The following is a 20,455-nucleotide window of genomic DNA, read 5'->3' as shown; positions in this document are numbered from 1 at the left end:
GACATGCCACAACCGGAAAAAAACCTGTCCCACGAGCAGGAAAGCGGCGAATTGCCGAAGCTCAGCCGCATCTATGAGCAGCACCCACTTTATGGCGTCGATCTGTTCATTTCGGGCAAGGAGGGCGCGAGCGACCTCAACCTCCTGCGTCAGAACGGCATCACCACCGTCGTCAATTGCGCCGTCAATCTCGATTTCAATTTTGTGGAGCAGCCGCAGGTCGTTTCCGATCATGAAGGCAGCATCTATGGGCCGGGCGAAATCCGCTATTACAAGATCGGCCTGATCGATGGTGCCGGAAATCCCGATACCCAGATGGTGGCGGCCCATTATATTCTGCGGGCGGCGCTGGAACAGGTATTGCCCGACAAGCCGTCCTATCCCCGGCGGGAACGCGGCAGCGTACTCATCAATTGCCGCGGCGGCCGTTCGCGTTCCGTCGCCGTCGTCGCGCTCTTTCTGCACCTGACGCTGCCGGTGGAATTTCCGACCCTTGACGATGCCATCAGCTTCGTTCGCGTGAAGCGCGAACTGCCGGAAAACGAATGGTTCAAGGCGCCGAAGCCCGTGCTTGCGGACGCCGCCCGCCGGGCCGCCGGCTGGATCGCGATGATCGACGCCGCGCATTGAGGAGAGATTACCCCGGTGTCATTTGTTTTCGTGCGGTAATGGCGACGTCCTCGGCACAAAAGGACGTCGCCATTTATATGCCGGGAGGTTGCTAGATGGCATCCTCTCGGCCGTTCTTGTTTAAGCTTCGGTCACCGCATAGTTCCACGCCCGGACCTTCTCGATGTTCCTGTCCGAGCAGGAAACGATTTCGAACGCAAAACCTTCGCCGGAAACACGCTCACCCACCTCGGGAAGGCGATTTAGACGCCACAGGATGTAGCCCGCGACGGTGGAATAACGATCGGCTTCATCCACCAGATCGATGTCGAGAAGATAAGACGCCCTTCTGACATCGACGGCGCCGTCGATAAGCCAGGAGCCGTCTTCCGCTTTTTCCGAAATCAGCAGTTCTTCGCCTTCGTCAGGGAATTCGCCGGCAATCGCCTCGAGAATATCCGTTGGCGTGGCGATCCCCTGCAGCGTGCCGTATTCGTCGATGATGACGGCCATCTGCAGCGGGGATTTGCGCAGCTGTTCCATGACCTGCAGGGCCGTGGCGCTCTCATGCACCACAAGCGGCTGCCGCAGCGAGCTTTCGAGGTTCAGGCTGCCATCACGCAGAAGATCACGCAGCAGGTCCTTTGTGGCCGCGACGCCGAGGAAGGAGTCCAGCTTGCCCTGCGCGAGCATCAACCGGGAATGGTCGAGTTCGAGCAGACGGTGGCGCAGCGTCTCCGGGTCGGCGTCGATATCCAGCCAGTCGATCTCGGTGCGTGGCGTCATGATCGAGACGACGGGGCGTTCGGCAAGTGTCAGGACGCCGCGGATCATGTCCTTTTCTTCGGATTTGAACAGGTCGCTGAGGGTGGCCTGTTCGGCGATAAGATCGGCCGTCTCGCCAAGCGGCTGTTCACCCACCCGGCCGCCGAGAAGCCGCAGAATGGCGTTGGAGGTACGCTCACGCATATCACCGGCGGTGATGCGCCTTTCGCGGTTGCGCCTGCCAAGCTGGTTTGCCGCCTCAATGAGCACGGAAAAGCCGATGGCCGCATAGAGATAACCCTTCGGAAGATGGAAACCGAAACCTTCGACGATGAGGCTGAAGCCGATCATCAACAGGAAGCCAAGGCAGAGAATGACGACGGTCGGGTGTTTCGACACGAATGTCATCAGCGGCCTGGAGGCCGCCATCATCACGGCCATGGCCACGCAGACGGCGGTGATCATTACCCAGAGATTGTTGACCATGCCGACGGCGGTGATGACGCTGTCGAGCGAGAACACGGCATCGAGCACGACGATCTGCACGATGACCTGCCAGAAGACCGCATGGACCACCTTGCCCTGCTTCGGCTTGTGGTCACCCTCCAGCCGCTCATGCAGTTCCATGGTTCCCTTGGCGAGCAGAAACGCACCGCCGATGATGAGGATGATATCGCGTCCGGAGAAGGAGAAATCCGCGATTGTAAACAGTGGGCGCGTCAGCGTGACGATCCATGAGATCGAAAACAGCAGCAGGACGCGCATGATGAGCGCCAGCGACAGGCCGATGACCCGAGCCTTGTGGCGCTGGTGTGGTGGTAGCTTGTCGGCAAGGATCGCGATGAAAACGAGATTGTCGATGCCGAGGACGACTTCGAGAACGATAAGGGTGACGAGGCCGATCCAGATGTTCGGATCTGCTAGGAATTCCATGTTCAGGAGCCTTTATGGGAATGGATGCGAACACGCAAAGCCCCGGACTGAACATCCGAGGCTGAAAGCTGTCGCGTTGATGAAAACAAGAAAATCCGAGGCTGGCTGCGCTTCACGCGAGCCAGCCTCGTTCGGTGTCGACTACTGTCGGTACTGTCGCCTTCGTCAGGCATAGGGCGAATTTATCCCGCTATCCGTGAATTCTTGTGCCAGCCGAATTAGCAGATTTCCGGCGGATGGAAAAGCGCTTTTTGCTTAAGGTTACATTGTGAAGGTACGGTTTGGCAATCTTTGCGTGTATATCTATAGGTTTTTACCCGAGAGCATCCGATCCTGTACAATCTAGGCGATTGACTACTATTCGAAAACAAAAAAGCGTTATCGCGTTTTTTCGCCTATGTCCGAAGTCGTCCGCTGGTCGATGGCCTTGCCGTCAAGAATGCTTTTCAGGGTGTCCAAGCGGTCGTTGATCAGCCATCCATAGTAGTTTTCGACCGGCAGGCGGTTCTTTGCGCCCGCATCCACGGCTGCCCGCAGGCGTTCGGCGCGACGCCTTGGCTGGCCGACATTGTAGAGTGTGGAGGTGATGCCGGGATTGCCTGAGATGTCGAAGCCCTTTTCCCGGTAGGCGTCGATGGAATCCCTGAGGATGGCGGCGATGTAGATGATGCTGCGGTCGGGATCCATGACGTCGCGGTAGATTTCCTTCGGCCTGTCCGCGGAGAGTTTCGGCAGGCCGCTCGTCCTGTTGACGAGATCGGTGACCTGCAGTGCCGTCAGCGGGCTGATCTGGCCAAGTCCGAAGGTCTGCCCCGCATAAAAGGGCTGGAAGAAGGCACGCTGGAACGAGATGGCCTCATAGCTCGCACCATCCAAGACCTTGCCACGGAAGTCCTCGTCCCACACGGTGTCGCGGCAGCTCCATTGTTCGGAGGTGGTGGCAAGCGGCTCGCATGACTGAAATTCAGGCCTTTGGAGGAAGGTCTTCAGGGAAACGCCATTATAGCTGAACTTGATATCGAGTTCGGCGTAGGAAATGGCCTTGACGTAATAGGTCTGCAGGCGATCCACGGCCGAGACGTTGAAGGTATGTTCTCCGACGATGGCGCCGACAATGTGGATCGGATCGATGCCATAGGCCGCGGCGGCCCTCTTGATCTTGCTGAGAAGGGCGGGTTCACTGTTTAGAAGATCGATCGTCTTGCCGAACTTTTCCTCGTAGGTCGTGTAGAAAGCCTTGGTCCGGATCGCCGAGGCTCGTGGTATTTCCGGCTGCTCGGCGGAGCGATTTCCAGGAGGAACGACGGTTATCTGCTGCGCGACGGCGTAAGAAGGAAGGCAGGCCAGCGTCATGATGAGGGTGGCTGTGCGGGTGATCTTCGCAAACAGGCTCATGCAACATTCTCTGTAACGGGGATTCATCGTGGTTGTGGGCCTTTCTTAGGCAGGCCATCCACGCATGGCAAGTTTGCCGCCGCTCACATTCCCGTTGTTGGCGATTGTGAAAGGTGTCGCACGATCCGGCGGGAACAGGTGCGCCAATTTTCGGGATCGTTAAAAGTCGAGCGGTTTGTTTCATTTGAACTCAAACCGGCAGCGATAGGTCATGTCCACAGGAGATGGACATGACCTATTTCAACAAATTGCTGCAGGCATGTTTTGTTCTGACCGTTGCCGGTCTGCTTTCACCGGCAGAGGCTTCGCCGTCGATGGCGACGGGCGCAATCACCTCGCAGCCGGTGGGGCATTACGAATTCTGCCAGCGGCATTCGGCCGAGTGCCAGCCCGTGAAGGCCATGCCCCCGCTTCATCTCACGCCCGACAACTGGAAAACCATGGTTTCGGTCAACAGCGCCGTCAATGTCGAAATCGACCAGCGTTCCGATATGGAAGTATGGGGTTACGAGGACTATTGGGAATATCCCTATAAGGGCGCTGGCGATTGCGACGATCTCGTGCTGGAAAAACGCAAGAGGCTGATGAATATCGGCCTGCCGGCCTCCAACCTGCTGATCACCGTCGTCCGCGATGAACGGGGGGATGGCCATGCCGTCCTCACGGTGAGGACGGATCGCGGTGATTTCATCCTCGATAATATGAAGCCGACAATCCTTCGCTGGGACGAAACGCCCTATAGCTATCTCAAGCGTCAATCGACCGATCATGCCGGTCGCTGGGTGGATATTGATGGCTCCGGTTCGCCGGCCGTCGCTGCGCGGGAGGTCGACCGTGGCACCGCGATACCCGCGACCACCACCCGCCGCAACATCATCGATCTGTTCAGGAACCGCTGAAGCGGTTTCACACCTTCAATGCCCCAGTTCCGAGACCGATACCCGTTTCTTCATCGAAAAGGTGCATATCGGACGGGTTGATATCGAGGCCTATGACCTCGCCGGCCTTGACTTCGCTGCGTCCTTGCAGCGCGATGACCAGTTCTGTGGATGTTCCTGTTGTGAGGAACGTGGCTGAGCCGGTGGTTTCCACGGCTGAAACAGGCAGTGTCAATGCCGCTCCATTTGCCGTTGTGGGCTTTATATGTTCCGGCCTGATGCCGACGATCACATGTTTGCCCGGCGGCAGGGCCGCCGGATTGCTGATCGGCTGCTGCGGCTCACCTTCGCCGAACCGCAGCAGAAGCGAAGCGCCATCCGGGCTGACGGTGGCCGGAATGAAATTCATCGCCGGCGAGCCGATGAAGCCGGCCACGAAGCGGTTGACGGGGCGATCGTATAGTTCCAGCGGCGTGCCTTGCTGCTCGATGATGCCATCGCGCATGACGACGACATGATCGGCCATGGTCATCGCTTCGATCTGGTCATGGGTGACATAGACAGAGGTTGCGTGCAGGCGGTCGTGCAGCGCGCGGATTTCCTTGCGCATATGGACGCGCAGCGCCGCATCGAGATTGGAAAGTGGCTCATCGAACAGGAAGGCCTGCGGGTTGCGGATGATCGCCCGGCTCATGGCCACGCGCTGGCGCTGGCCGCCGGAAAGTTCACGCGGATAACGCTTCATCAGCTTGGAAAGTCCGGTCGTGGCGGCAACCTCTTCCGCCGCCTTGCGGGCCTCGGCCTTGGCGACGCCGCGCATGCGCAGCGAATAGGTGAGGTTTTCCTCCACCGTCATATGCGGGTAGAGCGCATAGGACTGGAACACCATGGCAACATCGCGTTTGCGCGGCGGCACGCCATTCATGAGCGTGCCGGCAATGCGCATGTCGCCGGCCGATATGGTTTCCAGCCCGGCGAGCGAACGCAAAAGGGTGGACTTGCCGCAGCCAGAGGGGCCGACAAGTGCGACAAAGGTGCCTTTCTTGATGGAAAGGTCGATATTTTTCAGGGCATGAAAAGCGCCGTAATATTTGTTGACGCCGGAAAGTTCGATCTGAAGGGTCATTTGAGTGCTCCTGAGGTCAGGCCGGATACGATCCGGCGCTGCAAGAGAATGAAGAGGGCGAGAATGGGCGTCACATACATGGTCGCATAGGCCATGATGTTGTTCCATTCGCTGGTGTTGGGTCCCATGAAGGAATTGAGGCCGACGCTTGCCGGTTGCAATTCGGCCGCCTGGATCATCGATTTCGAATAGACGAATTCGCCGAAGGCCTGCATGAAAATGAGGATGGCGCTGACGAGGATGCCGTTTCTGGCAAGCGGCAGCACGATGTTGAAAAATGCGCCGACCCGGGAATTGCCGTCCACCAGCGCCGCCTCTTCCAGCTCCTGCGGCACGGCCATGAAGGTGGCGCGCACAAGGACCACGAAGAACGGCATGCTTTTCGCCGCAATGGCGAGGATGACCGACAGGCGCGGATAATCCAGAAGCCCGAATTGCGAGAAGCCGACGAAGATCGGTGTGATCATCAGCGATGCTGGCAGAACCTGCAGCATGAGGATGAGGAACAGACCGATATCCACCCAGACATTGCGATAGCGCGCCAGCACATAGGCGCAACCGACACCGAGAATGGTGATCAACAGCACGGCGCCGGAGGCGATCAGCACCGAATTCCAGAGATATCGGCCCATGTTGCGGCTGTTCCAGACATAAGCATAGGTCTGCCATTGCGGGTCTGTCGGCCAGAAACCGGGCGGGTTGGCGAACATCTCCGAGCCGCTTTTAAGCGAGGTCAGATACATCCAGTAAAGCGGAAAGAGGTAGATGATGGCGAGCACGATGGCGATTGCCAGCATCAGGCGATTGCGGTTGGTGATGCTCATCCGCGCACCTCATGTCGTGTGGAGCGCACATAAACGATGGAAGCCAGCATGACGAAGACGATCATGATGACGGAGATCGTTGCGCCCTTGCCGAAATCATATTGCCGGAACGACAGATCCCAGGCCCAATATTGCGCGACGTTGGAGCTGTTATTCGGTCCGCCATCGGTAATGGCGGCGAAAAGATCGAATTGTTGCAGGGTGAAGATCAGCCCGAGCGAGACGATCGCGCCGATGGTGGAGCGCATCATCGGCAGGGTGATGGTGTAGAAGCGCTGCCAGGCGTTCGCCCCATCCAATTCCGCCGCCTCGTAAAGATCGCCCGGAATGGAGGCGAGGCCGACGGAAAGCAGGATCATGTTGAAGGAGGTGCCGAGCCAGACATTGGCGATGACGACGGCCCAGAGCGAAAAATTCGCATCCGAACGCCAGAAGATATTGCCTGAAATCAGGCCGCTTTCCCGTAGGAAGAAATTCAGCACACCGAAGTCGCCGGACAGTATCCAGTTCCAGATGGCGCCGACGACGAGGCCGGGCATGACCCAGGACACGAGGAACAGGCCGCGCAGCCAGGTGGCGCCGGGAAAATTCACCCAGAAGAACAGCGCCAGCCCAAAGCCGATGGCGAATTGTCCGGCAATCGAGGCGACCACGAAAGTGACGGTGTTCATCAGGATCGGCAGGGTCTCCGGCTGCCGGAACAGATCGACGTAATTCTTGAAGCCAACGAATGGGCGCACGAAGGTGCCCAGGCTGAACATGTCAACTTCCTGAAAGCTCATGACAATGTTGTAGATGAGCGGCAGACCCGCCATGACGAACAGGAAACTTAAAGGCAGGGCGACAAGGACGATGTCGAAACCGCGACCGTCACTGACGCTGGAAAACAGTTTTTTCATGAAACATCCTCGCAAGCTCCGCTTGGGGCCGCCGCCGCATTTTGCGACAGGCGACCCCACCGGGAGGAACCCTGCGGATGGGCGTCGGATATTCCGCTCGCCCGTCCATCCAATCAGCCTTCGACCAGCTTTATCTTTTCAGCGGCCTGATCGAGCGCGGCTTTCGGCGTCATCTGTCCCGACAGGGCGCCCTGGATCGCGTCCTGAATGGCCTTGGAAATTTTCGGCCATTCGGGTGAGAGGCCGCGCGGCTGCGCATATTTCAGCTGCTCGACAAAGGTCTTCAGCGCCTCATCCTTCAACGCATTGCCGGTTGGCGGTACGGGAACATCCGAGCGCGCCGGCAATTGGCCGAAGTTCTTGAACATGTCCTTGTCCTGCGATGCGAAGAATTCGATGGCCTTGAAGGCTTCTTCAGGATGTTTGGTCTTGGAGAAGATCGCCCAGTTATAGTCGCCCATGGCCGAAGACCGGGGGGCGTCAGGTGTGGGCACCGGCAATAACGCGACACCCCAGTCGAACTTGGCGTCCTTCAGCATGCGGTCGATTTCCCACGGGCCGGAAATGACCATGGCGGCATTGCCGGCGTTGAAGGTGGCGGTGGAATCCCACTGGCTGCGCGTCAGCGTATCCGGTGACGCGAGCTTTTCATCCAGCATCAGTTTCCAGGTATCGAGCGCCTTCACGGCACCCTCGGTATTGATGTTCTTGTAGGTCGCGCCCGCCATCTGCGCCCAGGGCAGGAACTGGAAGGTGCCTTCCTCATTCGCCTTGGCGCTGAAGCTGATGCCATAGACGTTCTTTGAAGGGTTGGTCAGCTTGCGGGCCGCTTCAACCAGCTCGTCCCAGGTCTGCGGCGGTTTTGCCGCATCGAGCCCTGCGGCCTTGAACAGGTCCTTGTTGTAATAAAGCGCAATCGTATTCGTTGCCTTCGGAACGCCGAAATATTTGCCGTCCCACATCACCGATTTCAGCGGCCCGGGAAAATAGTTTTCGGTCTTGATGACATCCGACTTGGCGATCATGTCCGTCACGTCAAGAAAGGCGCCGCGGGCGGCGAACATGGCGTGGTTGGGGTTGTCGATGGCGATGATGTCGGGCGCATTGCCGGTCGAATAGGCGCGCATCGCTTCGCTCACCACATCGTCGAACTGCAATTGCCGATATTCGATCTTGATACCGTTATTGAGCTTGTTGAACTCGTTTATGAGGTTCGGCGCCGGCTGGATATCACGATCCAGCGACCACAAGGTCAACGTCACGTCCTCCGCGTGGGCGGCAATTGCGCCGGCGGATACGCCCGCCAGCAAAAACGCGCTGGCCATCATGCATTTCGCGATACCCATAATCTCCTCCTTTTGGTTATCGTCGCTGCAGTTTTCGGAAATCTTCTCCCCAAAGGTTTCCGTTATGTCGGGTCGACGACGAAATCGCCGCCGCGGCAATGTCTCAGATAGTTCAGGCCGTGCACCTGGCCCGTCATTTCCAGCGCATCGCGATAGACGGGGTCATGCCAGCCTTCGATGTCGATCGAGCCAGACCAGCCGGCAAGGCGCAGCTCGGAAATGATATCCGTCCAGTTGCTGTCGCCGAAGCCCGGCGTGCGCATGAAGACGAACTTCTCCTTGCCGAAAATGCCGTGCTCGCGAATGACATCCCAGCGGATGGTCGCGTCCTTGCCGTGCACGTGGAAAATCTTGTCCGCCCATTTGCGAATCTGCGGCAGCGGATCGATGAGGTAAACCATCTGGTGGCAGGGTTCCCATTCGATGCCGATATTGTCATCCGGGGTTTCGTTGAAGATCAGTTCCCAGGCATCAGGGTTATGGGCAATGTTCCAGTCGCCGGTCTGCCAGTTGCCGTCCATGGCGCAGTTTTCAAAGGCGATCTTCACGCCCTTGTCGGCGGCGCGTTTTGCAAGCTCGCTCCAGATTTCCTTATATCTTGGCAGGCTTTCAGGTAGGGGCTTGCCACGCAGCCGGCCGGTGAAACCCGCAACGCAGGTGGCGCCGAAATGATGGGCATTGTCGATGCAGTCTTTCCAGCCCTGCACTGTCTGAAGGTCGATGTCGGTTTCTTCCAGCGGATTGCCGAACATGCCGAGCGTGCTGATGGTGATGTCGCGTTCACCGATGGCGTCACGGCAGCGCTTGCCGAGTTCGGCAAGGTCCTGACCGTTGGTCGTCTGCCAGAAGAACGGCTCGAAGCTTTCAAAGCCAAGATCGGCTATCTGGCCGATGCGCTCAGCCGCCTGTCCCTTGGTGGCGCTGACCATGGTGCCGATGCGGATGGATTTTGCCGGATTGCTCACGTCTTTCAGTCCTTATGCTGCAATGGAAACACGCTGGCCGAGGCGGGCGCTTTCGATCGCGCCGATCACCATGGCAAGGCTGTTGATGTTGTCGAAAGAGGCTGTCTCCGGCATCCGGCCGGTGCGGATGGACTCCAGGAATGACAGAATGACGCTGGCATGGCCGCGAGTATCCCGTTCAGAGACTGCATCGGAAACGTTTACGGTCGCAGATCCTCGCAACAAACCCTGTTCATCACCCGCTACGGAGGCCGAAAAACCGTCTTCTCCATCCCAGAGGATCATTCCCTTCGAGCCGATCAGCCGCCAACGGGCTTCCCAGCTGGTTCTTTCACCCTCGGCGCACCAGGAGCCTCGATAGGTGAAGACCACATCGTTGGAGAATTCGAAAATGGCATTGGCGCTTGCCCCGTGGGCATACCAGGAACCGGCCGGGTTCTTTTCCACGCAAAAGACGGAGAGCGGCTTTTCATTGGCGACAAAACGGGCTGCGTCAAAGGTATGGATCGCCATGTCGAGAAGCAGGACGTTCTTCATCTCTTCACGGAAGCCGCCGAAATGAGGGCCAAGGAAAAAATCACAATGAATGGCCGTCAAATCGCCAATGATGCCGTCTTCCACGGCGCGTCGTAGCCGCCGGATACCCGCCACGAACCGCCGATTTTGCACCACCGCGTGGACTTTACCCGCTTTTTTGGCCAATTCCACAAGGGTGGCGGCCTCTTCCATCGATGCCGCAAGCGGCTTTTCGCTGAGCACATGGCACCCCGCCTCAAGGCCTGCCGCGACCACCGCAAAGCGCGCCTGCGGGATGACGACGTCAAATAGAATGTCTGCTTTTGTTTGCGCGAGCACCGCACGGAGATCGGTGCCGGTGACCGCGTCCGCCAGCCCGAATTCTTCTGCCAGCGCGCAGGCCGTGGTCTCGTTCAGATCAACCAGTCCGGCGATCCTGATCGCGCCGGCGATTTCCGGCGTGGATTGAATGGCGCGCAGCCAGCCCTTGGCCATGGCTCCGCACCCGCATAAAACGGCGTTGAATGTCATCTCATCTCCCCAGACTCTTTCGCAAACTCCTCTTTGCGCAGAGCGTCGTAAACGTTTACGAGACTATGACGATGATGTTAGATATGTCAAGACCGTTAAGGGGCGCGCCGATGGCGCGTCCGGTTTGGGAGGGGAGTGCATGAAAGGAATCCGTCAGCTTGCCGATTATCTGGAGATATCGATAGGCACCGTTTCCCGTGCCCTGAACGGTAAGCCCGATGTGAACGAGGAAACGCGCCGCCGCGTTCTGGAAGCGGCGGAAAAGCTTGGTTATGTCGCCAATCAATCGGGCCGCAGCCTGCGGCAAGGGACCACCAATGTCATCGGCCTGATGACCGGTAGCGACGCGCAGACGGTGGAGAATTCAGACAACTTCTTCATGGGCGTTACGGATGGCCTGCAAAGTGTGTTTTCCGGCCATAATCTCGATCTCATCGTCCTGCCCTGTCCGGGGGAGGAAGATCCCGACGAATATCTGAAGCGCATGGTGGCGCGCCGCATGGTTGACGCGATGATCATTTCCTCGACCCGTCGGATCGACAAGCGCGTTGATTTCCTGAAACAGACGCGTCTGCCCTTCGTCGCTCTGGGCCGCACCTCGTCCAGTACGGACCATGCCTGGATCGATCTCGATTTCGAAGGCGTGGCGAAAAGCGCCGTCAACCGGCTGGTGGCGGCAGGTCATCGCACCATTGCGGTGGCGGCAGCCGATAACGACATCAACCTCGGTTTTGTCTTTCTGGAAGCCTATAAACGCGCCCTCGAGGAAAACGGCATAACATACGATCCGTCTCTGGTTATCCGCACAAAATCGAGCGAGCAGGGTGGATATCACGCCGCCAGCGAGTGGCTTCAGATGCGCCCACGGCCGACGGCCATCGTGCTGATCTATGAGTTGATGGCGGTCGGTCTTTACCGGCGGCTTGCCGAAGTCGGCCTCAAACCGGGGCGCGATCTGGCCGTCATCGGTTTTCGTGATGGTCCACGCGGCCAGTTTCTGGAACCGCGCCTGACCAGTTTTCGCATGTCCCTGCATGAGCTTGGCGTAACGGTCGCCCAGACGCTTTTATCGACCATGCCGGCCTTTGCGCCCTTCTATCCCGATCAGGCCCGCCATTGCATCTGGCCGATGCTGCTTGTGGCGGGAGAGAGTGACCTTGCGCCTTAGGCGCCAGCTCCCGAGCATCAGGAGCGGCGGCTCGCCTCTATGTCAGAGTTTGTAGTCTTGAATGCTCACGACGCCGAACGGATTAAATTTGTAACTATCGTCCTCATACCGCCTGTCATTGGACAGGGCGGCATGATGAGCCGTTATTGTCGTTTCCACACCATCGCGCGCCATCTGATCGGCAATATCGTCCATCAGCGCGGCGATCTTTAATTGCTCCGTATTGGTTGACGGCAGGTTTTCGTCTTTCCGGATAAAGCTCACTTCAATATCAGGCAGTCCGACCAGATGAAATCCGACGCTTGCCATGCCGTTGGCATCGTCGCCGATGGGGCGGCGTGCGAAAGCGAGACGGCAGGTTCTGGCGAGCGACAGCAGATCACCGGCGGCGGCTTCACGGCGTGACTGCTCGAAAAGCTCTTTCCAGCGCCGTGCTCCATGCGCGACGCCCGCGCTTTCGCCTTTGACGGCGACAGCGCCGTGGTCAAGCATATGTTGCACGAACTGCAAGGCCGTGGCGGATGTCATGACCGCGTTTTTCGCGTCCATTGACGGTCCGAGCACATAAAGAACCGAGCCATGTCCAGCGACAGCCTCTTCGTCAGCCTCCTGATAGGTGTCCGGGTCAACACGGTCCCAGCAGACATTGAAGGATCGCTCCATCCGCTCGTCCGCTTCATCCTGCGAATATTCCTCATCGAGACTGAAATCGGCGGCAAATGTGCCGATTGCGGCGCGGGCGTTCTGTTGGAGTGCCGCCAGACCGTTTTCCGCTCCGAGGAAACACAGAACATGCCGGGGTTTGTATTCGGACCGGGATTCGGCAAAGGCCGATGATTTGCTTGCTGCTTTGCCGAGGGATGGCGCCCCCAGAACGAGACCGCCCAAAAATGCGAGAACACCGCGACGCCCTGAATTCATCCGCTACCCCCAAATGGCTCCGTCAACAGGATGGGGGAGTTTTATATCGGTATACTCATGCAGGCTATATGACAGGCGTCTTTTTTATCGTCTCGCAGCTGTCGAGATTGGTCATACTCGCCAAAAGAAAGGTGGCGAAAACGCCTGCGCGTTTCGCCACCACAGTATCGAAGAAGATCGATCGAGATTATTTGGTGGTGTAACCGCCATTGACCAGAATGGTCTGCCCCGTCATCCACCAGCCGTCAGTAACGAGAAAGCGGATATAGGGAACGATGTCCTCGATATCGGTAAGGCCGGTCTTCGAGAAGCCGGAGAGTGCCGCGGCGCTCTTGTGATAGGCCTGTGCATCCGGCTTCTCCTGACCGTAGAAAAACGGTGTGTCCATCGGTCCGGGACCGATCGCCGTCACCGAGACGCCACGTTCGCCGAATTCCTTGGCGGCGGCACGGGTGAAGTGTTCCACTGGCGCCTTTGTGCCGGCGTAACTGGCATAAAACGGCGTGAAAGCCCCCAGCAGGGAGGTAACAAGGGTGCAGATCTTGCCATTGTCATTGACGTGGCGGCCGGCCTGCTGGAGGAAAAAGAAGGCCGACTTGGCGTTGACCGCGGTCATCTCGTCATATTCGGCTTCCGATGTTTCGAGGATCGGTTTCTTCAGGACCTTACCGACCGTGTTGATGGCGATATCCGGCCGGCCGATGGCGGCGACGGCATCGGCAAACAATTTTTCGACCGCGCCTGCCGTGGTGAGATCGGCCTGGAGGGCAACGGCCTGCGCGCCGGCTGCCTTCACGGCCGCCACGGTTGCGTCGGCATCGGGCTTTGTGGCGGGGCTGTTATAGTGGATGGCGATTGCGCCTGCGCCCCGGCTGGCGAAATCGCGTGCGATCAGCCCGCCGAGGTTTTTCGCGCCGCCGGCGATGATGACTGTTTTACCTTTGATGGAATGGTCGGTCATAGGGTTGGCCTCCTGCCGGTGCGCAGCCATGCTTGCTGCGCTTTCATGCCGTAAAGATATCGTCTAGAATTGCGCAATAAAGACTGTCATTCTGACATGACTTGTCAGAAAATCCGCACAGTGAAGGGTGTCCATTGGATCGCATCGACCTGTTCCGTATCTTTGCGCGTGTCGTAGACTGCGCGAGTTTCACGCGGGCCGCCGATACGCTCGGCATTCCGCGCTCCTCGGTTTCGGCGGCGGTGCAGGAACTGGAGGCACGCGTCGGCGCCCGCCTGCTCAACCGCACCACGCGCAAGGTCTCTCCAACCGAGGATGGATCGGCTTTTTACGAGCGGTGCCAGCGGCTGATCGCCGATGTCGAAGATGCGGAAAACCTGTTCCGGCAAAGCGCGGCGCAACCCTCGGGGCGGCTGCGGATCGATGTGCCGGGCCGGATCGGTCGGTTGGTCATCGCACCCGCTTTGCCGGAATTTCTCGACCTTTACCCGCAGATCGACATCAGTCTCGGCGTGACGGACCGGGCCGTCGATCTGGTGGAGGACAATATCGATTGCGTGCTGCGCGTCGGTGCGCTCAGCGATTCCGGCCTCATCGCAAGGCCGATCGGCAAGCTGCCGCTGATCAATGTCGCAAGCCCCGTCTATCTGAAGCGTCACGGCACGCCGCAGCTTCCCCATGATCTTTCCCGCCACTGGGCCGTCAATTACGCGTCGCCCTCCAGCGGGCGCGTGGAAAACTGGGAGTGGCTCGAAGGCGAGGCGCTGCATTCGGTTTCCATGCGCGGCCGCGTCACCGTCAACAATGCCGAGGCCTACATCGCCTGCTGTCTGGCCGGTCTCGGCTTGATCCAGATACCTGCTTATGATGTCAGGCCGCACCTTGATAGCGGTGAACTGGTCGAGATCATGTCTGCCCATCGGGCTGAACCGATGCCGATGACGCTGCTTTATCCGCATCGCCGGCATCTGTCGCGGCGATTGCAGGTCTTTGCGGACTGGCTGGAAGCTCTGTTACGGCGGCAGCTTCTCTAGGTCTCTCCACTGCCCGCATCCGCGTCCTCTCCTCGAGAGGTTTGCCACCCTGGAAAGTGGCAACTGACCTCGCCTCAAGATTGATGCATGGCGGCGGGGGCGCCGCCATGCAATGCCGCTTTGGTCAGATGTAATGCAGCTGACGTTCGGCGACGGTGAGGGTGACGTGCTGGCCGGGCGGCGGGTAAAGCGCGTCCTGGGCGCTTGCATGTTCGACCTTGAGCGCCACGCCGGCCGCATCCAGCTGGTAACGGACGGTGGGGCCGACGATGCTGATGTCTTTCACCTCGGCAGTAAAGGCCACGCCAGTTCCGTCCGGCGCGTTGCCGATCGTGAAGGCGTGTGGCGGGATGATGCAGGTCCGCTCGAAGCGGTTGCCGGTGATGCGCGACATGTCTTCGGCGGTGATGATGTTGGCGTCACCGATGAAACCGGCGACGAACAGGTCGGCCGGCCGGTAATAAAGCTCCTGCGGTGACGCTGTCTGGGCGATGCGGCCGGCATTCATCACCGATATGCGGTCACCCAGCGACAGGGCCTCGTCCTGATCATGGGTGACGAGGATGCTGGTAAGGCCGCTTTCGCGCTGGATGCGTTTCAACTCATCGCGCAGACGCTTGCGGATCTGGGCATCGAGTGCGGAAAGTGGTTCGTCCAGCAAAAGCAGCTTGGGTTCGAGCACAAGCGCGCGGGCAAGCGCCACGCGCTGTTTCTGGCCGCCGGAGAGTTGATGCGGCCGCCGGTCGGCGCGGTCGCTGAGGGAGACGGTTTCGAGCGCGGCGGAGACCTTGTCGTCGATGATCTTTTTTGCCAGCCGGCGCTGCTCCAGACCGAAGGCGAGGTTCTGCCGCACCGTCATATTGGGAAAAAGCGCATAATGCTGGAACACCATGCCGATGCCGCGATCCTTTGGCGGCAGGGTGTCGATGCGCCGGCCGTCCAGCGTGATAGATCCGGACGAGGGCGAAACGAGGCCGGCGATGGAGCGCAGCAATGTCGTCTTGCCGCAGCCGGACGGCCCCAGCAGCACATGCATCTCACCCCTGTCGATGCCAAGCTCTATGGTGTCGAGAACGGTGGCGTTGCCATAAATGGCGCTGATATTATGGATCGCGAGATGGGTCATGATGCACGCTCCGTTTCCCGGACCATCCGAAAGGCGACCAGGGTAAAGGCAAGGATGAGCAGGAAATAGAGAATCACGATGACGCTGGTGATGCGGCCGCTGAGGCTGCGCTGGGCGAACATGTACATTTGCAGCGTTTCGAAATTGCCGCCGACCAGCATCTTGGCGTAGACGAATTCGCTGAACAGCGTCGCGAAATTCAGCACGATGGCAACCGCGATGGATGGCAGGATGCTGGGCAGGACGACGCGCCGCAAAATGGCAAGATCGCTGGCGCCGATCAGCCGGCCGGCATCCAGAAGCTCGTTGATGTCGAGGTTGCGCAGGCCATTCTTCACGGCGATGTAAAACATCGAAAAGCAGAGCGGCACATAGGTCAGCACCAGTACCAGCGGTGAGCCGCCGATCTGCAGCGGCGGGGCGGAAAATATCCTGAGATAACCAACCACCAGAATGATGCCGGGTGCGGCATAGGGCAAGATCACCAGCCGTGCGAACCAGCGGTCAAGTGAAGGCCAGTAGATATGGGCGGAAACGACGGCCGGGACGATGATGATCGTCGCGATCGTCAGGGCGGCTGCGGCAACCAGCGTGGAACGCAGCAGGGCCGCAGGGAAACGCGGGTCCGACAGGATGGTGACGAAATTATCCGCGGTCAGCCCGGCTGGCAGCAGGGTTCCGGACCAGTCGGTCGCCACCGCATTCAACATCGTTGCCAGTAGCGGCGATATCATGACGAGCGCCATCAACCATAGAAACAGGCTGGTGCCTTTGAAGCCATGCTGCGTCATCGGCGCTTTTCTCCCGCCAATATCTGGCTTGCGGTGATGGGCACGAGAAGCACGACCAGAAGGCATATGGCGATGGCATTGGCGAGATTGGGATCGGAGAAAATATCGCCCGATACCAGTTCGCTGATGCGGATGGTGACGACATTGATGCTCGTGCCTGTCAGAGCGAAGGTCGTCGCGAAAGTGCCCATGGCATTGGCGAAGAGCAGAATGGCGATCGCCACCAGTTGCCGCGCGACGGTGGGAAGGCCGACCCTGAGCCAGAACCGCAGCTTGCCGACGCCGATCAGCGCTGCCGCCTCTTCGATATCCTGCCCAACGGCGGCGAGCGCCGGCGTGATCAGTAGTGTGGCCAGCGCCACCTGAAAATAACAATAGGCGATGATGAGCCCGGTAAAAGAATAGACGTTGAAATCGTCTATCAGCCCCAGTTCCTTCAGCAAAAGCGTGAACATGCCGTTCAGCCCGAAGAGGAAGATGAGCGCCATGGCGAGCGGTACGCCGGCGAAGTTCGCGCCGATATTGGCGAAGGCCATGACGGTGCGGCGGGCACCGCCCGATCTTGCCCGCAGCGCCACTGCCACCAGAAAGCCGAACAGGAGACCTGTCCCCGTGCTGATGAGCGAAATGATCGTCGTTGTTGCAAAGGACTGGAGGTAAAAGGCATCGGTGAGAATGGTGCGGTAATTGGCAAGCGACAGCGCACCGCCGGCAAAAAAACTGTCTTTGACGACGCTCGCCAGCGGCCAGATGACGAGAATGGCGATCACGCCCAGAAATGGCGCCGCCAGCAGCCGCATTTTGCGGTTCTGCACGCTCATGCGGACAACAGCCCTTGCGGTACGGGCAGGCCATGATTGGGGATTGCGAGAAGCGTGCAGAGCAGTCCGGCAATATCCGTCTGCGCAAGCTTCGCATCAGCAGTCGGCGTAAAGGCCTCGCCGAATGTATAAAACGGCACCAACGCCTCGGTCTCATGCGGTCCGCCGTGATTGCCGTCATCGCTCATGCCGTGATCGCTGGTGACGATGATGCTGTAACCCGCTGCCGCCCAAGCCGGCAGATAACGCGCCAGGAGATCGCCGGCGTTGCGGGCGGCATTGCGATATTCCCGCGAGCTGCCGCCGTGCCTGTGGCCTTCATTGTCGATATTCATCGGGTGGATCAGCAGGAAATCCGGGCTGTGGCGGCGCAGCAGAACATCCGCATCGGCAAAGACATGGTCATCCGGATAATGATCGGCCCAATAAAACGAGCCGTGATGGATGCCGCCGTTGAAATTTTCGATATGGCGGAACTCCGGGGAGAAGGGCGCCTGATTGTAAAGTTCGAAATACCAGTGATAGGCGGAGGCAGCGGTGGTGCGGCCGGCAGCAGTTGCCAGCGAGAAGACATTGGGAAAACGGGAGCGGCGAACAACGCCATTGCTGGTGACGCCATGAACCACCGGCGGCAGCCCGGTCATCAACGTTTCGTAAAGCGGCCGCGAAATCGACGGTAATTCGCTGCGCACGGTGTGGATGCCGGCCTTTCCGGCTGTTACCAGCCCTTCCATATATCCGAGGCAATCCCTTGCCGTCGCATATCTAAGGCCATCCAGCAGGATGAAGATCGTCTTGTGCATCGCTTTTGTCTCGTCTGGTTGTGGTTCGGTTTGCACCGAGCACTTTTTAGCATGTTCCGCGGGCTTGGTGCCCGCGGAACAGTCGTTCGGTTTTCAGGCCGGTTGCCCGATTACATCTTCGGGGCGACGCTGGCGCGCCACAGATTGACCAGCTTGCCGGCGGCCTGGGTCCAGACGGCGGCATTGATCGGGCGGGCCTTGGCATATTGTTCCGAGGGCAGCAGGCGTTCCTTCGCCTCGGCCGGCAGGGTGATGCGGTCGACGCGGATCGGACGGGCGTAACCATTGGCTAGGTTGATCTGGCCAGCATCGCTGAGGATATATTCCCGCGCCAGCTTGGCGGCGTTGGGCTGCTTGGCGAATTTGTTGATGATGGTGGCGTAACCACTAGTCACAGAACCGTCAGAAGGAATGACGACCTTGAACTTTTCGCGGCCAACCACATCGCGGTAGTTGAGGGCATTGAAGTCCCACATCGGCGCGACCTGGATTTCGCCCTTTTCCATCGTGGCGGGGTTTGCGCCATTGGCCAGCAGACGGCCTTTTTCTGCCAGCTTGGCGAAGAGGTCGACGCCCGGCTGGAGGTTTTCCTCACCGCCGCCCATGGCGATGGCGGCGGCCAGTACGGCGGCATTGTCCTGCGCACCGGAGCCGACATTGCCGAGCGAGACCTTGTAGTCGCCCTTCAGCAGATCGGCCCAGGAAGCGGGCGGGTTCTTGACATCGGCGGAGATCAGGAAGGCGATGGTGCCGGTGTAACCCATGACCCAATGGCCGTCCTTGTCCTTGGCCCAGTCGGGAACCTGGTCCCAGGTCGTGGTCTTGTAGGGCTGGGTGACGCCGCGGGCGACAGCGATCGGACCGAATTCGAGACCGACATCGCCGATGTCAGCCGTCGCATTGGCGCCTTCATTGGCGAATTTGGCGATTTCCTCGCCGCTGCTCATGTCCGTATCGGCATGTTTCAGGCCGTATTTCGCGGTCAGCTGGTTCCAGGTGTCCTTCCAGTTCGCCCAGCCGTCCGGCATGCCGACGCTGTAGATGGCGCCTTCTTTGCGGGCGGCGGCTTCGAGGGCAGGAACGTCCTGCGCCTGGGCGGTGAGGGGAAGGGAAAAAACGGTGAGAAGGGAAAGGGAGAGGATGGAATTTTTCACGGCGCTTGCTCCTTGGTCTAGACCAGTTGCATGCTCATTATCGGTTCGCTATGACAGGCCAATGACGTTTTCGGCGCGGACACAAATGCGCCCATTATTTTTTCGGCCGCGCAACGAAGGGCGACGATGTTGGGCAAAAAGACGATGAGTGACCGGGATATCGACGCCGGCCGGCGCGGCGGGCTGGAGCAGCAATTGCGTGAGGCCATTGCTGCAGGCGAGGTGGTGAAGGATGGCCGGCTTCTCTCCGAGAGACAATTGATCGAAAGATACACCACCACGCGCATCACCCTGCGCGAGGCGCTTTTCCATCTTGAGATTGACGGGCTGATCTTTCGCGAAAGCCGGCGCGGCTGGTTCGTTTCCGGACCGCGCCTGATCTACAGCCCGCTGCACCGCTCCCACTTCCATCGCATGGCCGCCGAACAGGGGCGCTCCGCCGGAACCCTTCTGGTGGAGGCGGAGGCCGCAGCGCTGCCCGAGGAGCTTGCGCCCCTCATGCGCTGTGCGCCGGGAACGCCGTTCTGGCGCATCCGCAGAAAGCGCAGCATCGACGGCCGGCTGGTGCTTTTCGTCGAGCATTATCTTTCGATGGAGATTTTCCCTGATATCGTGCAGCACGACCTCACCCGGTCACTCACGACGATCTATCAGGACAGTTATGCCATCACCTATGGTCCGGCCTATTTCGAAATCAATCCGGTCGCGTTGCGGGGATATCCGGCTCATCATCTCGGTTGCAGCGAAGGGGCTTACGGTCTGAAAATCACGCGTGTCAATCAGGACCAGCATGGCCGCATCATCGATTGTGATCTCGAATATTGGCGCCATGACGCCATATCGGTGCGGGTCGAAACCGGCCAGCCGGAGCAGCTTTCGGCATGAGGAT

20 protein-coding genes are annotated in these 20,455 nt (G+C 59.2%); 5 read left to right on the top strand and 15 right to left on the bottom strand.

Going from position 1 to position 20,455, the window contains the following annotated elements; all coding sequences use genetic code 11:
- Positions 1–3 precede the first annotated feature (3 nt).
- Entirely contained in the window at positions 4–630 is a 627-nt protein-coding gene (locus DXT96_RS18645) for a dual specificity protein phosphatase (protein ID WP_153515910.1), read from the top strand.
- 120 nt (positions 631–750) lie between these two features.
- On the opposite strand, the gene DXT96_RS18640 is transcribed toward DXT96_RS18645, so the two are convergent.
- Together DXT96_RS18640 and DXT96_RS18635 are read right to left on the bottom strand one after the other, a co-directional pair.
- Entirely contained in the window at positions 751–2,307 is a 1,557-nt protein-coding gene (locus DXT96_RS18640) for a TerC family protein (RefSeq protein ID WP_153515909.1), read from the bottom strand.
- A gap of 378 nt (positions 2,308–2,685) precedes the next feature.
- Entirely contained in the window at positions 2,686–3,702 is a 1,017-nt protein-coding gene (locus DXT96_RS18635) for a DUF1402 family protein (protein ID WP_153515908.1), read from the bottom strand.
- Between the two features lie 230 nt (positions 3,703–3,932).
- Here DXT96_RS18635 and DXT96_RS18630 point away from each other — a divergent pair, with 230 nt between their 5' ends.
- Entirely contained in the window at positions 3,933–4,601 is a 669-nt protein-coding gene (locus DXT96_RS18630; protein WP_153515907.1) for a transglutaminase-like cysteine peptidase, read from the top strand.
- Positions 4,602–4,608: 7 nt separating this feature from the next.
- On the opposite strand, the gene DXT96_RS18625 is transcribed toward DXT96_RS18630, so the two are convergent.
- The 6 genes from DXT96_RS18625 to DXT96_RS18600 form a co-directional block, all read right to left on the bottom strand.
- Complete coding sequence (locus tag DXT96_RS18625; protein ID WP_153515906.1) at positions 4,609–5,706, bottom strand: ABC transporter ATP-binding protein; 1,098 nt, start codon at positions 5,704–5,706, stop codon at positions 4,609–4,611.
- Positions 5,703–6,530 carry a carbohydrate ABC transporter permease gene (locus tag DXT96_RS18620; protein WP_153515905.1) on the bottom strand — a complete coding sequence of 276 codons (828 nt, stop codon included), beginning with the start codon at positions 6,528–6,530 and terminating at the stop codon, positions 5,703–5,705. Before DXT96_RS18620 ends, DXT96_RS18625 begins: the two co-directional genes overlap by 4 nt.
- The gene (locus DXT96_RS18615) at positions 6,527–7,429 is read right to left on the bottom strand and encodes a carbohydrate ABC transporter permease (RefSeq protein WP_142858903.1); all 903 of its coding nucleotides are present in this window, start codon (positions 7,427–7,429) and stop codon (positions 6,527–6,529) included. Before DXT96_RS18615 ends, DXT96_RS18620 begins: the two co-directional genes overlap by 4 nt.
- A gap of 113 nt (positions 7,430–7,542) precedes the next feature.
- Positions 7,543–8,775, bottom strand: coding sequence for a sugar ABC transporter substrate-binding protein (locus DXT96_RS18610; RefSeq protein WP_153515904.1), 1,233 nt, complete (start codon positions 8,773–8,775; stop codon positions 7,543–7,545).
- A gap of 62 nt (positions 8,776–8,837) precedes the next feature.
- Positions 8,838–9,740 (bottom strand): sugar phosphate isomerase/epimerase family protein, encoded by a 903-nt coding sequence (locus tag DXT96_RS18605; RefSeq protein WP_371418916.1) that lies wholly within the window; start codon positions 9,738–9,740, stop codon positions 8,838–8,840.
- Between the two features lie 12 nt (positions 9,741–9,752).
- Positions 9,753–10,787 (bottom strand): Gfo/Idh/MocA family protein, encoded by a 1,035-nt coding sequence (locus DXT96_RS18600; RefSeq protein ID WP_153515903.1) that lies wholly within the window; start codon positions 10,785–10,787, stop codon positions 9,753–9,755.
- Between the two features lie 139 nt (positions 10,788–10,926).
- On the opposite strand from DXT96_RS18600, the gene DXT96_RS18595 reads away from it, so the two are divergent.
- Positions 10,927–11,955 carry a LacI family DNA-binding transcriptional regulator gene (locus tag DXT96_RS18595; protein WP_153515902.1) on the top strand — a complete coding sequence of 343 codons (1,029 nt, stop codon included), beginning with the start codon at positions 10,927–10,929 and terminating at the stop codon, positions 11,953–11,955.
- A 42-nt stretch (positions 11,956–11,997) separates the two neighbouring features.
- Here DXT96_RS18595 and DXT96_RS18590 read toward each other — a convergent pair whose 3' ends face one another.
- Together DXT96_RS18590 and DXT96_RS18585 are read right to left on the bottom strand one after the other, a co-directional pair.
- Positions 11,998–12,876, bottom strand: a complete 879-nt coding sequence (locus tag DXT96_RS18590; protein ID WP_153515901.1) for a hypothetical protein — start codon at positions 12,874–12,876, stop codon at positions 11,998–12,000.
- A 187-nt stretch (positions 12,877–13,063) separates the two neighbouring features.
- A complete protein-coding gene (locus DXT96_RS18585; RefSeq protein WP_153515900.1) occupies positions 13,064–13,837 on the bottom strand; it encodes an SDR family oxidoreductase in 774 nt (257 codons plus the stop codon).
- Positions 13,838–13,971: 134 nt separating this feature from the next.
- Between DXT96_RS18585 and DXT96_RS18580 the strand changes: the two genes are divergently transcribed.
- The gene (locus DXT96_RS18580) at positions 13,972–14,871 is read left to right on the top strand and encodes a LysR family transcriptional regulator (RefSeq protein WP_153515899.1); all 900 of its coding nucleotides are present in this window, start codon (positions 13,972–13,974) and stop codon (positions 14,869–14,871) included.
- Positions 14,872–14,995: 124 nt separating this feature from the next.
- On the opposite strand, the gene DXT96_RS18575 is transcribed toward DXT96_RS18580, so the two are convergent.
- The 5 genes from DXT96_RS18575 to DXT96_RS18555 form a co-directional block, all read right to left on the bottom strand.
- Positions 14,996–15,997 carry an ABC transporter ATP-binding protein gene (locus tag DXT96_RS18575; protein ID WP_153515898.1) on the bottom strand — a complete coding sequence of 334 codons (1,002 nt, stop codon included), beginning with the start codon at positions 15,995–15,997 and terminating at the stop codon, positions 14,996–14,998.
- Positions 15,994–16,788: an ABC transporter permease gene (locus DXT96_RS18570; RefSeq protein ID WP_153515897.1), complete on the bottom strand. Its 795-nt coding sequence runs from the start codon at positions 16,786–16,788 to the stop codon at positions 15,994–15,996. Before DXT96_RS18570 ends, DXT96_RS18575 begins: the two co-directional genes overlap by 4 nt.
- Positions 16,785–17,609 (bottom strand): ABC transporter permease subunit, encoded by an 825-nt coding sequence (locus DXT96_RS18565; RefSeq protein ID WP_153515896.1) that lies wholly within the window; start codon positions 17,607–17,609, stop codon positions 16,785–16,787. The genes DXT96_RS18570 and DXT96_RS18565 overlap by 4 nt, the downstream gene beginning before the upstream one ends.
- On the bottom strand, positions 17,606–18,412 hold the full coding sequence (locus DXT96_RS18560) for an alkaline phosphatase family protein (protein WP_153515895.1): 807 nt from the start codon (positions 18,410–18,412) through the stop codon (positions 17,606–17,608). Before DXT96_RS18560 ends, DXT96_RS18565 begins: the two co-directional genes overlap by 4 nt.
- Positions 18,413–18,522: 110 nt before the next feature.
- Positions 18,523–19,566: an ABC transporter substrate-binding protein gene (locus DXT96_RS18555; RefSeq protein ID WP_371418915.1), complete on the bottom strand. Its 1,044-nt coding sequence runs from the start codon at positions 19,564–19,566 to the stop codon at positions 18,523–18,525.
- A 126-nt stretch (positions 19,567–19,692) separates the two neighbouring features.
- On the opposite strand from DXT96_RS18555, the gene DXT96_RS18550 reads away from it, so the two are divergent.
- Complete coding sequence (locus tag DXT96_RS18550) at positions 19,693–20,451, top strand: UTRA domain-containing protein (protein WP_246670587.1); 759 nt, start codon at positions 19,693–19,695, stop codon at positions 20,449–20,451.
- Positions 20,452–20,455: the final 4 nt, after the last annotated feature.

This window comes from Agrobacterium sp. ICMP 6402, from assembly GCF_009498615.1.
GTDB lineage: Bacteria > Pseudomonadota > Alphaproteobacteria > Rhizobiales > Rhizobiaceae > Agrobacterium > Agrobacterium burrii.
This window is presented reverse-complemented; position numbering and strand designations above follow the sequence as displayed.